The organism is Acidaminococcus massiliensis, assembly GCF_900095825.1.
In the GTDB taxonomy this organism is placed as follows: domain Bacteria; phylum Bacillota; class Negativicutes; order Acidaminococcales; family Acidaminococcaceae; genus Acidaminococcus; species Acidaminococcus massiliensis.
This window is the reverse complement of the sequence record NZ_LT608315.1, coordinates 1,004,884-1,019,633: the sequence shown is the minus strand read 5'-3', so window position 1 is coordinate 1,019,633 and position 14,750 is coordinate 1,004,884. Positions and strand designations below refer to the sequence as shown.

At 54.8% G+C, this 14,750-nt stretch carries 11 protein-coding genes and 1 tRNA gene; 2 read left to right on the top strand and 10 right to left on the bottom strand.

All coding sequences use genetic code 11. From position 1 onward, the window contains the following. Window positions 1-40: 40 nt before the first annotated feature. From BQ2657_RS05045 to gatC, 4 genes are all read right to left on the bottom strand, one after another. Window positions 41-1,351, bottom strand: coding sequence for an SGNH/GDSL hydrolase family protein (locus tag BQ2657_RS05045; protein WP_075579651.1), 1,311 nt, complete (start codon window positions 1,349-1,351; stop codon window positions 41-43). Window positions 1,352-1,466: 115 nt separating this feature from the next. Next, window positions 1,467-2,915 carry an Asp-tRNA(Asn)/Glu-tRNA(Gln) amidotransferase subunit GatB gene (gatB, locus tag BQ2657_RS05040; RefSeq protein WP_075579650.1) on the bottom strand — a complete coding sequence of 483 codons (1,449 nt, stop codon included), beginning with the start codon at window positions 2,913-2,915 and terminating at the stop codon, window positions 1,467-1,469. Beyond that, window positions 2,915-4,381 carry an Asp-tRNA(Asn)/Glu-tRNA(Gln) amidotransferase subunit GatA gene (gene gatA / locus BQ2657_RS05035; RefSeq protein WP_075579649.1) on the bottom strand — a complete coding sequence of 489 codons (1,467 nt, stop codon included), beginning with the start codon at window positions 4,379-4,381 and terminating at the stop codon, window positions 2,915-2,917. Before gatA ends, gatB begins: the two co-directional genes overlap by 1 nt. A 14-nt stretch (window positions 4,382-4,395) precedes the next feature. Then, window positions 4,396-4,683 carry an Asp-tRNA(Asn)/Glu-tRNA(Gln) amidotransferase subunit GatC gene (gatC, locus tag BQ2657_RS05030; RefSeq protein ID WP_075579648.1) on the bottom strand — a complete coding sequence of 96 codons (288 nt, stop codon included), beginning with the start codon at window positions 4,681-4,683 and terminating at the stop codon, window positions 4,396-4,398. Window positions 4,684-4,914: 231 nt separating this feature from the next. Between gatC and BQ2657_RS05025 the strand changes: the two genes are divergently transcribed. Next, a complete protein-coding gene (locus tag BQ2657_RS05025; RefSeq protein ID WP_075579647.1) occupies window positions 4,915-6,054 on the top strand; it encodes a trans-sulfuration enzyme family protein in 1,140 nt (379 codons plus the stop codon). 33 nt (window positions 6,055-6,087) lie between these two features. On the opposite strand, the gene BQ2657_RS05020 is transcribed toward BQ2657_RS05025, so the two are convergent. Next, window positions 6,088-7,158, bottom strand: a complete 1,071-nt coding sequence (locus BQ2657_RS05020) for a tartrate dehydrogenase (protein WP_075579646.1) — start codon at window positions 7,156-7,158, stop codon at window positions 6,088-6,090. 159 nt (window positions 7,159-7,317) lie between these two features. Between BQ2657_RS05020 and BQ2657_RS05015 the strand changes: the two genes are divergently transcribed. Then, window positions 7,318-8,244, top strand: a complete 927-nt coding sequence (locus BQ2657_RS05015) for a LysR family transcriptional regulator (RefSeq protein ID WP_075579645.1) — start codon at window positions 7,318-7,320, stop codon at window positions 8,242-8,244. 62 nt (window positions 8,245-8,306) lie between these two features. Here BQ2657_RS05015 and BQ2657_RS05010 read toward each other — a convergent pair whose 3' ends face one another. The 5 genes from BQ2657_RS05010 to BQ2657_RS04990 form a co-directional block, all read right to left on the bottom strand. Further along, window positions 8,307-10,715 carry a YadA-like family protein gene (locus BQ2657_RS05010; RefSeq protein WP_075579644.1) on the bottom strand — a complete coding sequence of 803 codons (2,409 nt, stop codon included), beginning with the start codon at window positions 10,713-10,715 and terminating at the stop codon, window positions 8,307-8,309. 222 nt (window positions 10,716-10,937) lie between these two features. Next, a complete protein-coding gene (glyS, locus tag BQ2657_RS05005; protein ID WP_075580992.1) occupies window positions 10,938-12,998 on the bottom strand; it encodes a glycine--tRNA ligase subunit beta in 2,061 nt (686 codons plus the stop codon). Between the two features lie 5 nt (window positions 12,999-13,003). Then, window positions 13,004-13,876 (bottom strand): glycine--tRNA ligase subunit alpha, encoded by an 873-nt coding sequence (gene glyQ, locus BQ2657_RS05000; RefSeq protein WP_022487639.1) that lies wholly within the window; start codon window positions 13,874-13,876, stop codon window positions 13,004-13,006. Between the two features lie 227 nt (window positions 13,877-14,103). Further along, window positions 14,104-14,385 carry a hypothetical protein gene (locus BQ2657_RS12795; RefSeq protein ID WP_143224842.1) on the bottom strand — a complete coding sequence of 94 codons (282 nt, stop codon included), beginning with the start codon at window positions 14,383-14,385 and terminating at the stop codon, window positions 14,104-14,106. A 281-nt stretch (window positions 14,386-14,666) separates the two neighbouring features. Beyond that, window positions 14,667-14,741, bottom strand: a tRNA-Ile gene (locus BQ2657_RS04990). Window positions 14,742-14,750 lie beyond the last annotated feature (9 nt).

Here is a 14,750-nt window from a genome sequence, read left to right as displayed (position 1 = left end):
TCTCCCCCCTTACTGCATAGGGCCATTATACCATAGTCCCTTATAAAAACTCCTTCACATGTGCATTGATCACCTGGCCCATGATCTGTTTCATGGCCACATCTCCATGGAGTCCATCCAAGGCCATTTCCGTGGGGAGCTCCGGCCCCATGGCTTCAAAAGGTGCGGCCACGTCGATATGAGGCTGGGTGCGGATGTAGGCATTCACTTTCCGGAAGGACTCCTGCCAATCCCGGTCCGTCGGTTCATCAAAGGCCTTTCGGATATTCTCTGGATTGATGGGAGCCAAAGTCAGCAGCACCGGTGTGATCCCGTTTTCCCGGCACAGGGCCTGCAGCGTCTTCAAGTCGGCAATGACTTCGTCCGGATCCGTTCCATCCCGCAGGCTGTTGGAACCGCCCATGATCAGGAGGGTTTTCAGGCGGAAGGGCAGGACATCCCGCCTGAACCGTTCCACCATCATTTCACTGGTATCTCCGCTTTCTGAGAGATTGACCGTGGGCACCGTAAGGTAATGGGCATAGCTGTAAGCAGCATCTGTCGGGCTGAAGGAAAGGTGCCCGCCCCCGTGGGAAATGCTGTCCCCGTAGATCCCCACTTCCACCTGTCCGGAAGGTTCCAGAGAAACCTTTTCCGGCAGGCTCCATTCTCCCAGCGGACGGCCCCTGCCGTCCATCCCCCGGACCCGCCAGTAATACGTCCCGATCCGGGGCGCTTTGTCATAGAGATCCGTCAGGGTGGTGGTTTCCGCATAGACCCGGTGCCGGGAAGGCAGGATTCCTTCCGTCTGTTCCGGCATCTGGTCAAGGACTTCCACTTCATACTGCTGGGCACCGGGCAGGGCAGTATACGAATAGACCGGATACAATAATGCCATGCCATTTTCTCCTTCGGTGCGGCTCCGGGGCACAGGGGCGTCCCGCAGTTCCCGTACCAGGGTCGCCTGCAGTTCTTTCGGCTGGGAATAACTGCTGATGGGATTTCCATCCAAATCATAAGCCCGTACCCGCCAGAAAAGAGGCAGGCCGTCATCCAGGGAAGGCAGTTTGCCTTCATCTAGCAGGATCCGGTTGGTATAGATCTCTCCATTCCGGTAGACCGCTCCTTCCACCGGCTGTTCCGGATCCAGTTCCTCCGGGACCTGGGAGAAGATTTCCAGTTCATACCGGACCGCCTGGAGATTTTCCGGCCACTGGAGCAGCCCCAGACTGAGCCCGCCCTGATTGTACCGTACCAGATAGCGGGGAACCCGATGCTGCAGAGGGTTGTCCATCTGTCCCAAGAAGATTCCCGGCAGCATGGCTCCGATCAGCAGCCAGCGCCAATATCCTTTTAAACTTTGCTGCAGCATCCTGCTCCCCTCCTTTTTCGTACGCCCATCATAACAGGCGCCTATGAAAAAGAAAGCACAAAGCTGTGAAGTTTTTGGCACAAAAAAAGGCTGGTGCCTGAGCACCAGCTCTTTTTTATTCACCCTTGATGGTCTTGATGATCAGCTTGTTCACCATACCCGGGTTGGCTTTGCCCCGGGATTTCTTCATGACCTGGCCTACCAGGAAGCCGATGGCCTTGTCCTTGCCGGCTTTGTAGTCGGCTACGGACTGGGGATTGGCGGCGATGGCTTCGTCCACCATAGCTTGGATGGCCCCTTCGTCGCTGACCTGTTCCAGGCCCAGCTTCTTCACCAGATCTGCCGGAGCTTCATCCTTCTTCAGCATTTCTGCAAAGACTTTCTTGGCCAGTTTGCTGGACAGCACACCTTTCTTGATCAGGGCCACCATCTGACCCAGATGAGCCGGAGACACGGGGAATTCCCCGATGCCGCAGTTGTTGCTGTTCAGGTAAGCGGATACATCTCCCAGGATCCAGTTGGCCACGCCTTTGGCGTCGTCAGTTTCCTTGGCGGCTGCATCGAAGTATTCCGCCATCTTCTTGTCAGCCACGATCAGTTCTGCAGAATAGTCATCCAGCCCTTTCTCATCCATGAGACGGGCCTTCCGGGCATCCGGCAGTTCCGGCAGTTCGCTCTTGGCCTTTTCCACCCATTCTTTTTCGATGATGATGGGTGCCAGATCCGGTTCCGGGAAATACCGGTAATCGTGGGCTTCTTCCTTAGAACGCATGGAGAAGGTCATGCCCTGGGCATCATCCCAAGTACGGGTTTCCTGGACCACATGGCCCCCGTCTTCCAAGATTTCCTTCTGCCGTTCCACTTCATATTCAATGGCTCTTTCCAGGGCCTTGAAGGAGTTCAGGTTCTTGATTTCTGCCCGGGTGCCGAATTCCTTGGCCCCTACAGGCATAATGGAAATGTTGGCATCACAGCGCATAGAGCCTTCCTGCATCTTGCCGTCGCAGACCCCAGTGTACTGGAGGTACGCCCGGAGTTTTTCCATATAGGCACGGGCTTCCGCCGCAGACCGCATATCCGGTTCGGATACGATTTCGATCAGCGGCACACCGGCCCGGTTGTAGTCCACTGCAGAGAAATCAGAGGTGCTGATGGAAGCACCGGAATGGACCAATTTCCCGGCATCTTCTTCCATATGGATCCGGGTGATGCCGATTCGTTTGGTTTCCCCATCCACGTTCACGTCCAGATGCCCGTTCAGGGCGATGGGCTGATAGAACTGGGAAATCTGGTAGGCTTTGGCCAGATCCGGATAATAGTAGTTCTTCCGGTCGAACTTGCTGTAGCGCTGGATCTCGCAGTTGACGGCCAGGGCAAACCGCAGGGCAAATTCCACCATTTGCTTGTTGATGACGGGCAGAGCCCCGGGCATGCCCAGGCACACCGGGCATACATGGGTGTTGGGGGCACCGCCGAATTCCGTAGAGCAGGAGCAGAAAGCCTTGGTCTTGGTTTTCAGTTCTGCATGGACTTCCAGACCAATTACGGTTGTATATTCTGTCATTATTTCAAACCTCCCAGAGGTGCCACGGCTTTATGGAAATCCGTAGCCTGTTCAAAGGTATAAGCTGCCCGCAGCAGGGTTTCTTCGCCCAGGGGCTTGCCGATGAGCTGTGCCCCCACCGGCATGTTGTCTACAAAGCCACAGGGAATGGAGATACCGGGCAGACCGGCCATGTTCACAGGAATGGTGGTCACGTCCAGCATGTAGACGGTCAGAGGATCCATCTTGGCATCCAGAGGATAGGCCACCACCGGGGAGGTAGGAGTCAGCAGGAGATCGCATTTCTTGAAAGCTTCCGCAAAGTCCTGGCGGATCAGAGTCCGGACCTGCATGGCCTTGTTATAATAAGCATCATAGTAGCCGGAGCTCAGCACATAGGTCCCCAGCATGATCCGGCGGCGGACTTCCTTGCCGAAGCCTTCCGTACGGGTCTTGCGCATCATTTCCGGAGCACTTTCTGCAGCCATTTCCCGGAAGCCGTACCGGACACCGTCGAAACGGCCCAGGTTGGCAGAAGCTTCTGCCGGAGCGATGATGTAATAGGTAATCACGGCATATTCCGTGTGGGGCAGGGAGACCTCGATCACATGGGCACCCAGTTCTTCGAACTTCTTGGCGGCCAATTTGATCTGGGCTGCCACTTTGGGATCCGTGCCTTCCCCGAAGTATTCCTTGGGCAGGCCGATGGTCAGGTCCTTCACATCTTGGCGCAGGGCCTTGGTGTAATCAGGGACCGGTGCATCATAGGAGGTGGAATCATGGGCATCCAGGCCGCTGATGGTGTTCAGCACCAGGGCCGCATCCGTCACATCCCGGGCAATGGGCCCGATCTGATCCAGGGAAGAAGCAAAAGCCACACAGCCGTACCGAGAAACCCGGCCGTAGGTGGGTTTCAGCCCTACGCAGCCGTTGAAGAAAGCCGGCTGCCGGATGGAACCGCCGGTATCAGAACCCAGGGACCAGATGGCTTCCCCGGCTGCAATGCTGGCTGCGCTGCCGCCGGAAGAACCGCCGGGCACCCGGGACAGATCCCAGGGATTGTGGGTAATCTGGAAATGAGAGGTTTCCGTGGTGGACCCCATGGCGAATTCATCCATGTTGGTCTTGCCCAGGAAAATGGTCTCGTCTTTCCGCAGGTTTTCGATGACATGGGCATCGTACACCGGCACGAAGTTTTCCAGGATCTTAGAGGCACAGGTCATCCGTACCCCTTTGACGCTGATGTTGTCTTTGATGGCACCAGGGATCCCAGCCAGGGGTTTGATGGTTTCCCCGTCAGCGATCATCTTGTCCACCTTGGCTGCCTGGGCCAGAGCATTTTCCTTGTCCAGGGTGATATAGGCCTTGACCTGGTCTTCCACTTCATCGATCCGGTCATAGACCGCTTTGGTCAGTTCCACAGAGCTGATTTCCTTTTTGACCAGCTTGTCGTGGAGCTCATGTGCAGTTTCTCTGTATAAAGCCACTGTTCTGCCTCCTCTTATTCGATCACCCGGGGAACTTTGAAGCCGCCTTCATATTCCTCAGGTGCATTCTTCATGGCGTCCTCATGGGACAGGCTCACCACAGGGACATCTTCCCGCAGCACATTGCTGATGGGAAGCACATAGGGAGAAGGCTCGATTCCCTGGGTATCCACTTTCTTTAAGATTTCAGCATAATTCAAAATCTGGTTGAACTGCTCAACAAACTTGTCCATTTCATCGTCCGGAACATTTAACCGGCACAGATTTGCGATATGCTTTACATCATTGACTGTAACGCTCATTTTTTCACCGCCTATCGAAAATCTATTCCAGCAGGCTATCAGGGCCCGCCGGAACCAGTTTTACCAAATGATTATATCACAGTCCCTTCATTTAGAAAACCATTTTACCCCGCTTTCCCTGTCTGCAGGCCGTTTTCAGGCACTTGACAAATTCCCTTGGAACAAGTAATGTATTCCTATAAAAATACTATGTGTTCGCGGCACGATCGTGCCTGCAAGGAGGAAAAAATCATGAAATTCACCACTGCCTGTATCCATGGAGGCGGCCCCAACGATGCCACGGGGGCCGTTTCCCCTGCTCTGTATCTCACATCCACCTTCGCCCATCCCGGCTTGGGAGAATCCACCGGCTGGGCCTATACCCGGGAATCCAACCCCACCCATGCCAGACTGGAAAAAGTCCTTTCCACCCTGGAAGGGGGCACCGATGCTCTGTGCTTTTCCTCCGGCATGGCGGCCATCGATGCGGTGATGCGGCTTTTTGCCCCCGGCGACCACCTGATCACCGGTTTCGACCTGTACGGCGGTTCCTTCCGTCTGTTCCGGACCACCTACGAACCTTTGGGGCTTTCCTTCACCGCCGTCCACACCAGCGATCTGGAAGCCGTGGAAAAAGCCATCACTCCGGCTACCAAGGCCATCTACTTGGAAACGCCCACCAACCCCACCATGGAAATCACCGACCTGGAAGCCCTCAGTGAATTGGCCCACAAACACGGGCTCCTGGTGATCGTGGACAACACCTTCCTCTCCCCCTATTTCCAGCGTCCCCTGACGCTGGGGGCGGACATCGTGCTCCACAGCGGCACCAAGTACCTGGCCGGACACAATGACTTGCTGGCCGGTTTTGTGATCAGCCGGGAACAGGATACGGCCGCCCGGCTGCGGACCATCTACAAGACCACAGGGGCCGTGCTCAGCGTCTTTGATTCCTGGCTCATGCTCCGGAGCCTGAAGACCCTGCCGGTGCGGATGAAACAGCATCAGGAAAATGCCCTGTACCTGGCCCAGTGGCTGGAAACCCAGCCCCTGGTGGAAAAGGTCCTCTATCCCGGCCTGCCCGGTCATCCGGGCTATGCCATCCAGAAGAAACAGGCCAGCGGCTTCGGGGGGATGATTTCTTTCTATGTGAAATCGCCGGAAGCCGCCAAGACCATCCTGGGAAAGATCCAGCTGATCCAATTCGCGGAAAGCCTGGGAGGCACCGAAAGCCTGCTCACCTATCCCATCACCCAGACCCATGCGGACCTGACCCCGGAAGAAGCGGAAGAAAAGGGCATCACCCACACCCTGCTCCGGTTCTCCGTAGGCCTGGAAGACAAAGAAGACTTGCGGGACGACCTGGCCCAGGCCTTCGATCAATGTAAATAACAAAAGAGCTGCCGCGATGCGGCAGCTCTTTTGTTATTTTTCCAACAGCCGTACGGCTTCGTCCCCCACTTCTTTGGTGGTGGCGGTGCCGCCCATATCCGGCGTCAGGACCTTTTTCTCCACCATCATGGTCTCGATGATGTCGATGAGTTTCTTGCCCCAGTCCTTGTGCCCGAAGAAATCCAGCATCTGGCTGGCGGACCAGATGGATGCCAGGGGATTGGCCTTGCCCTGGCCGGCAATATCCGGCGCACTGCCATGGATGGGTTCGAACATGGACGGATACTTCCGTTCCGGGTTCAGGTTGGCGCCAGCCGCCAGGCCCATGCCGCCGGAAATGGCCGCCCCCAGATCCGTCAGGATATCCCCGAACAAGTTGGAGCAGACGATGATCCCATACCGTTTGGGATCCTTCACCATGAACATGCTGGCCGCATCCACCAAGTAGGAATGGGTTTCTACATCGGAATATTCTTTCCCCACTTCTTTGAAGATCTCATCCCAGAACACCATGGAATAGTTCAAGGCATTCCCTTTGGAGATGCTGGTGAGGGATCTGTGTTCCTTCCGGGCCAGGTCATAGGCATACCGGATGATCCGTTCCGTCCCGAACCGAGAGAACACGCTGTCCTGGATCACCACTTCCCGCGGGGTGTCCTTGTACAGCCAGGCACCGGCGCCGGCATATTCCCCTTCACTGTTTTCCCGGACGAACACCATGTCGATGTCTTCCCGCTTCACACCGGCCAGGGGGCAGGGAGCCCCTTTCAGCAGCTTCACCGGCCGCAGGTTCACATACTGATCGAAGCTCTTGCGGATCTTGATCAAAAGTCCCCGGAGGGAAATATGGTCAGGAACCCCAGGATAGCCCACTGCACCCAGGTAAATGGCATCAAAATGGGACAATTGTTCAATGCCGTCTTCCGGCATCATTTCCCCGTTCTTCAGATAATATTCACAGCCCCAGGGAAAATAGGTGAAATCAAAGGCAAAAGACCCATCCAGCTCCGCTGTCCGGTTCAGCACCTTGATGCCTTCTGCCAGTACTTCTGGGCCGATCCCGTCCCCAGCGATCACCGCAATCTTGTAGATTTTCTTTTCCATACACTGTCCCTTCTTTCCACTGACTTTCCAATAAGTATGGACGTGATTCCTCTTTCATGATATTACTATAATACAGAAATCATCTTTTGTGAACATTCTGTCTTTCAGGAAGACAAACTTAAAGTTTGGAAAATCTCAAAATCCCAGGAGGGGATTCCCATGTCCATTACGCCGGAACAGATCCGTTATTTCATCACCGCCTGCCGGTACCAGAATTTCACCAAAGCTGCCGCAGAGCTGCATCTCACCCAGCCCGGTCTCAGCAAGGCCATCCGGGAGCTGGAGGGGCAATGCGGCGCACCGCTCTGGGAGCGGAAACACAACGCCCTGACCCTCACTTCTGCCGGACGGGTTTTCTTGGAACAAGCCTTGAAATTCCAGGACCAGTACGAACAGTTGGAATATACAGCCCGCTCTTTGGGTTCTGGAGAGTCCCTGCTGCGGATCGGCCTGGTCCCCATGTGCGGGAATACCATTTTCCCCGCCCTCCATCGGGAGCTCCAGGAAGCCTGGCCTCAGCTCCGCCTGTTGACTACGGAAGCCACAGGTCCCACCCTCTATTCTCTCCTGGACCAGAAAGAAATCGATCTGGCCCTGTGTGTCACCAATCATCTGCCGGAAGCCCCCTACTCCTGCTGCGTACTGAAAGACAGCCGGCTCATGCTCTTTGTCCATAAGGACCATCCCTTGGCCCGCCGCTCTGAAGTGGACCTGGAAGACCTGGAAGACGAACCTCTGGTACTGTTTACCGACCAATTCGGCCAGACCCGCTATCTGCGCCGCCTCTTTGCCGCCTGCCAGATCCATCCCCGCATCCTCCACCAGACCACCCAGGTATTCACCATCTTGGAATACATCCGGCACAAGGCGGCTGTGGGCTTCCTTTCTGAAGAATTCGCCCAGGACGAAAAGAACTTGGTGGCCATTCCCGTGAAGCAGATTGCCACCGGCCACGTGAATTTTGTCTGGAACCGGGATCCGGAGCAGTTCCCGGTGCTGAAGCAGTTTTTGGCATTTGTGGAAAAGAGGTGGCCCCGGCAGGGGCAGCAGGACCCGTCACTGCTCTCCAGTCGGGAAGCTCTATAGCTCAAAAGAGGGGCTGTTGTACGCAACGTGCAGCAGCCCCTTCTCTTTCGTCCTGTATTCTCTTACTTCGCCATCAGCTGTGCCACCAATTGTTCCAGCTTGGCGATCCGCTGGTTCTGTGCCTCCAGTTCCCGGTCCTGGCTGGCCAGACGATGGATCATGGCCTGCCGGTCCATACCCGCATAGGGGCTGTTTTTCCCCAGTTTCACGCTGATCCCTGCATTGACCATATTTTCTCCATTGCCGAAGTTCCCGGCCACACTGAACATGGTCCGGGCATCTGGGCGGTAGAAGGCCCCTACAGCCATGGCATTGGCATCCCGGTAGTTGCCGAAGCCCAGGGCGAAGTCCCATTTGTCATCGGGATTGAAATCCTGGGGATGGAGTGCTGCCAGAGCTGCGGCCCCGGCCCCCACTTTGTTCAGACGGCTGTCCAGGTTGGAGATCCGGCCGTTGACCTGGTTGATGTTCCGGGTATTTTCTTCCACCCTGTTTTCCACGCCTTTCAGCTGCCCATAGTTCACTCCATCCGTCTCTTCCGTTCCCGCTGCTACATTGGTGATTTTTTTACTGCCGGCATCCAGCCCATCCTTTGTCATAGAAGGACCGCCGGCAATGGTTACCCCATCAGAGGAAAGTTTCGTTCCCCCTGCGGTTACGCTGTCCACGGCAAGGTCTTTTTTCAGATTTACAGAAAGGGTATTCCCTTCCACTTTGGTTGACAGGTTCTTCCCATCTCCTGCGACATGCAGGGTTTCCGAAGGTTTGACCGCTGCAGACCCCTCATCGGCGGCAAAATTGGTGGCCTTGGTTTCTGCCAAGATTTCCAAGGGTTTCCCGTTCCCCGGGACTGTTTCCTGGGAATCGCCGGATCCAGAGCCCGTACCTTCTGTCTTGGGTTCCACTTTTGTGCTGTCGGTCGCCGTTTCTCCCCCAGTCAGATTGGCACTGATGGTATAGCGCTTGCCTGCAGAATCTTTTTCGATTTTGATGCCGTCCCCTGCCAGCAGTTCCAATTTGGGAGCCGCATTTTCCATGGCAGCTTTCAGCTGTGCCACGTTCACCGCATCCGTATCCGCATAACCTGCAGCCACTCGGGTGATCTGCCGGGTATGGGTGCTGTCCCCTACGGAGACGGCCGCCCAGGAAGATTTCCAGACAGAAGAATCCAGGGTGCTTGCCTGCTGCGTCCCAGGGTCCCAGCCAAAAATCCCTGCCTTCGTGTCGGCAAGGGAACCGGCACCAAGAGCCACACTGCCGTCAAAAGAGGCATTGGCGTTGAAACCCAGGATGACCGTTTCTTTATGGGAAGTCGTCAGCGGCGTTTTTTCCTCTCCATTGCCTACGATTACGTTATTGGTCTGGTCTTCTGCCACGGTACGATAATCGCCGATCACCGTATTGGAATCAGCCCCTTTGCTGATGGTGACGTTTTGGCCCAGTACCTTTACATGGCTGGCATCGGTAATGGAACTGTTGAACCCATCCAGGTAGTTAAACTCTATTTTCTTGAAAGTCGTAGATTTCATCTTGTTGCCGACGCCCATGATCTGCGAATGGGACGTATTTTCTGCCTGGTTGGCACCGCCGATGACCAAGGTGGCACCGCCTGCGCTTTTAGCAACCCCATCCATCAAAGTTTTCTGCATTTCTGTGACGGAATCAAAATGCTTACTGTATGCAGAAGCATCAAAATAACTGTTGGAGCCTTTGACACTATTTCCTGCACCCATGACGATGGCACCATTGCTGTTCGTCACTTTATTGGCAGTACCTGCAATCATATTAGCGATACCGCTGCTGCTGCTTCCTGTCATGGATTCATTGGAATTGAAGGTACCGATAACCGTGGCAAACGCATTTTTCGTTGCGTTGCGCAAGGTATCACTGCTATTTTTTGCTTCATACTGACTGCTCTGCACATTATAGCTGCCGATGGTCGTAGCAAAACCACCGCCCGCATAGGAATTGCTGCCCAGCGTGGTAGACGCTACTCCAAACTGCCGCAATTGGTCAGCCGTGGTATCACCGATGGCAATCTTGTTTACTTCCAAGGTATGGGCGCCGATTTCAATAGCTCCTGTGCGGGCATAAGAATTCGTCCCTATGGCAATGGCTTCCGGCAGATTCTTTTTTGCATGATCGTTATCATGGATGTGCATGCTAAGGAAACCTTGATGGACTTTTTCTCCGAAGGAAAGCATAGATTCCTGGGTCCCGCCGCCGATAAAGACTTTGGCGTTCTTGCCGATGGCGATATTGGTCCCGTCGTTGGCCGGGCTGATATCGTAAGCAATGGGCTGGGCACCTTTCTCCACAATATCTTTTTCTGCCGCCATGGCCGTACCGGCCATACCCGTCGCCAGGACAGCCGCCGCCAAGAAGACATTCCCTCCTTTTACGACTCTTTCTACAGATACCCTGTGTTGGATCCTTTTCTGCTGGATTTTCTTTGCAAAGTCTGCTTCCATAAGTTTCTCCTTTGTAAAAGATTTTATTTTCTGATTTTTCTATTTTATCGGATGGATATGATTTCATATTCTTCCTCGATTATAATATATAGATAGATATGTGTAAAGTTATTTGGTTAAATATGTATGAATATATTGTCTAAACTGATCCATACAGGTCTGCAAAAAATAAGAAGGGGCTGTTGCACAGAACGTGCAACAGCCCCTTCTTTCCTATTCGTCTTATTTCATCACCAGCTGGCTCAGATCAGCCACCTGGTTCACTTGTTTCTTGACCTGGTTCAGTAGGGCCAGACGGTTGTTCTTCACCTTTTCGTCCTTGTCCATGACCATCACCGCATCGAAAAAGGCATTGACGGGAGCAGCCAGCTCATCGTTGGCGGCCAGCAGGTCGGCGTACTTCCGGTCGGCAGCCAGAGGAGCGGTAGCGGCAGCCACTTTTTCCACGGCTTCGGAGAGGGCTTTTTCTGCGGCATCCTGGAACAGGGTAGCATCCACAGGGGCTTCCACCACATTGTTCTTACTGATGTTTTCCACCCGGGTGAAGGCCTGGATGCTGTCGGCGGCTTTATCCGTTTCCAGATAGGCAGCCAGGGCATCGGCCCGAACGAAGATATCCGCCAAGTCGTCCAGCCCCGGAGCGGCCAGCACCGCATCTACCACGTCATACCGGACCCCTTTGTCCAGCAGCATGTTCTTGGCCCGCTGGGCGAAGAAGTCGGCCACTTCATCCAGCAGTTTGGCTTCGTTTTCCACGTCCACCGGCAGGTTCTTCAGGGTTTCTGCCAGTACGGCCCGGAGCGGGAAGTGGACCCCGCCGTCGGCCACGATGTTCAGGATGCCCAGAGCCTGACGGCGCAGGGCGTAGGGATCCTGGGACCCGGTGGGCGCCATGCCCCGGCTGAAGGTGGCCACGATGTTGTCCAGTTTGTCCGCCACAGCCAGGATCCGGCCTTCGTTGCTCTGGGGCAGTTCATCGCCGGCAAACCGGGGCATGTACTGTTCCCCGATGGCCTGGGCCACTTTCTCCCCTTCGTTGTCCAGGAGAGCATATTCCTTGCCCATGGTGCCCTGGAGTTCGGTGAATTCCGTCACCATGCCGGTGACCAGATCTGCCTTGGACAGGAGGGCGGCCCGTTCCACGGCCTTGGCATCCGCTTCCAGACCGGTGGCTTTCACCAGTTCATCGCACAGCTTCTGGAGCCGTTCCGTCTTGTCATACATGTTCCCCAATCCGTGCTGGAAAGCCACTTCGTGGAGTCCTTCCCGGTGCTGGGCCAAGGATTTCTTCCGGTCATTGTCGAAGAAGAACACTGCATCGTCCAGACGGGCCCGGAGCACCCGTTCATTCCCGTGGGTCACGATGTCCAGATGTTCCTTGCCGCCATTCCGGACGGTGATGAACTTGGGCATCAGTTTCCCATCCTTGTCGAACATGGGGAAGTACCGCTGATGATCCCGCATGGGGGTGATGATGGCGCAATCCGGCAGACGCAGGTACTTGTCATCGATATGGCCGCACAGAGCCGTGGGATATTCCACCAGGAAGGTGACTTCTTCCAGCAGGTCCGGAGAAATGGCGGCTTTGCCTCCTTCGGCCACAGCCAAATCTTCGATCTGTTTCCGGATGGTTTCCCGGCGTTTGTCCACATCCACCATGACGAAATTGTCTTCCATGGTCTTTTCGTAGGCAGCAGCGTCCGGGATGGTGATCAGATGGTTGCTCAGGAACCGATGGCCCCGGGCCTCTCTGCCGCTCTTCACATCGTTGGCTTCCACTGGGATCACCTGGTCATCCAGGAGAGCCACCATCCAGCGGAAAGGACGGACGAAACCGAAATCATAATCCGCCCACCGCATGGTCTTGGGGAAGTTCAGAGAATGGAGGATGTCATCCAGGATGGCCGGCAGCAGGTCGATGGTCTTTTTGCCTTCCAGATGTTTTACGGCGTACACATAGCCGTCCTTCTGGACCAGGTCCTTTACATCCACCCCCTGGCCCCGGGCAAATCCCTGGGCGGCACGGGTGGGGTTCCCGTCCTTATCAAAGGCGATCTTTAGAGAAGGCCCCTTGCTTTCCACATTGGAATCTTCCTGTTTTTCCGCTACCCCTTCCGCCAGGAAAGCCATCCGGCGGGGAGTCCCGTATACTTTCACCGTGCTGAAGGGGATCCGGGCTTCGGCCAGCTTCTTTCCGGCCAGTTCCTTGTATTCCTTCAGGATGCCGGGCATGTATTGGGCCGGCATTTCTTCCGTTCCGATTTCATATAATAAATTTGCCATATCCATTACCCTCTCTTCAGCATGGGGAATCCCAGTTTTTCCCGTTGTTCCACATAGGCCGCCGCACACAGCCGAGCCAGTGCCCGCACCCGGGAGATGTAGTTGGTCCGTTCGCTGACGCTGATGGCGCCCCGGGCATCCAGCAGGTTGAAGGTGTGGGAACATTTCAGCACATAGTCATAGGCCGGCCGGATGTTGCCGGTGAGGATGACCCGTTTGGCTTCCTTTTCGTATTTATCGAACAGGTCGAACAACAGGTCGATGTCGGCGATGTCGAAGCTGTACCGGGACTGCTCCACTTCGTTGGTATGGAATACATCCCCGTAGGTCACATCCCCCACCCACTGGAGGTCGTAGACGTTTTCCACCCCCTGGATGTACATGGCCAGCCGTTCCAGGCCGTACGTGATTTCCACAGCCACCGGTTTGATGTCGATGGAACCCACCTGCTGGAAATAGGTGAACTGGGTGATTTCCATCCCGTCCAGCCAGACTTCCCAGCCCATGCCCCAGGCGCCCAGGGTGGGAGATTCCCAGTTGTCTTCCACGAACCGGATATCATGTTCTTCCGGATGGATGCCCAGTTCCCGCAGGCTTTCCAGGTACAGTTCCTGGATATTGCTGGGGGACGGCTGCATGATCACCTGGAACTGGTGATGCTGGTACAGACGGTTGGGGTTGTCTCCGTACCGGCCGTCAGCAGGACGGCGGGACGGTTCCACATAGCATACGTTCCAGGGTTCCGGCCCCAGTACCCGCAGGAAGGTGGACGGGTTCATAGTCCCGGCGCCCTTTTCCACGTCATAAGGCTGAGCCATGATGCAGCCCTGGTTGGCCCAGTACTTCTGCAGGTTCAAAATGATGGTCTGAAAATCCATTTTCTCTCCTCCTATACAAAAACTCCCGTCTCTGTAATATAGACAGGATACTCTACATTACAGGGACGGGAGGTTGTTCCGCGGTTCCACCCTGTTTGCCGCCCGAAAGCGGCCTCTCTTGTGAAGCAAACGCTCAGGGATGCCAACCCCCTCATTGCGTGATTACAGAGGAACTATAACAAATCAGGGGGAAGTTGTCAAGGTGCTTCCGTCCATCCGCCTTTCTTTCAGATCTTCAATATATATTTTTTGATGATTTTTTGGCCGTCTTCCAGGACTTTCTCCAAAATACGGATCTCATCCTGGTTGAATCTGGGAATATAAGGAGCCATCTCTTTCCTCTTCAACAAATTGCAGCCGTGGAACAGTTTGTTATATATTTTGTCGATGACAGGACTCTTCCTGTTGCCGATGAAATTGGCCCCGACCGTTTTGGTCATATCACTTGTTAAATTCCAGAAGTCCAAGATGTCCGCCAGTCTGCTGCTGCCGATCTGCAGGTGGTCCATGTCACATATATATCCATTTTTTGTATCGACCTTGATTCCTTTGGAAAGTGCATACTGCTGTACTTCAAACTGGCTGTCAAAGGTTAGGATAGCCTGCTTCCCATCACAATAGATCCTATCCTTGTGATCTGTCATCCAAATGCAGTATTTCATGATATGGTGATATTTGAATCCAAGAAGATAATACTCCATATTCTGCCGTCCTTTTCCATGGCGTATCAAAAAACTCCCCCTGCCCTGACACAGCGTCAGGACCGGGGGAGTTCCCACAGTGTTGCAGTTGGTGGGCCCACAAGGATTCGAACCTTGGACCAACCGGTTATGAGCCGGGGGCTCTACCGCTGAGCTATAGGCCCAATGCAGAA